Source organism: Stenotrophomonas sp. SrG (genome assembly GCF_050031795.1).
Classification (GTDB): Bacteria; Pseudomonadota; Gammaproteobacteria; order Xanthomonadales; family Xanthomonadaceae; genus Stenotrophomonas; species Stenotrophomonas rhizophila_A.
This window is the reverse complement of sequence record NZ_JBNBBE010001764.1, coordinates 1-230: the sequence shown is the minus strand read 5'-3', so window position 1 is coordinate 230 and position 230 is coordinate 1. Positions and strand designations below refer to the sequence as shown.

The following is a 230-nucleotide window of genomic DNA, read 5'->3' as shown; positions in this document are numbered from 1 at the left end:
TTGCCGGCCTGGCCGTCCCGAACCGGCCGAGCGGCTCGGTCCTGGTCCGGGGCCCGACCGGCGTGGGCCAGGCCGAGCTGTGCAAGTCACTGGCCGAGTTCCTGTTCGACCGCAGCGACGCCATGATCCGCATCGACATGAGCGAGTTCATGGAAAAGCTCAGCGTGGCGCGGCTGATCGGTGCGCCCCCGGGTTATGTGGGCTACGAAGAAGGCGGTTACCTCACCGAG

Annotated in this window: 1 protein-coding gene; it reads left to right on the top strand. The window is 67.8% G+C overall.

The features are described from left to right. Positions 1-230 (top strand): AAA family ATPase (locus tag ACQG3P_RS25320; protein ID WP_426806579.1); only part of this gene is annotated, 230 nt, incomplete at both ends.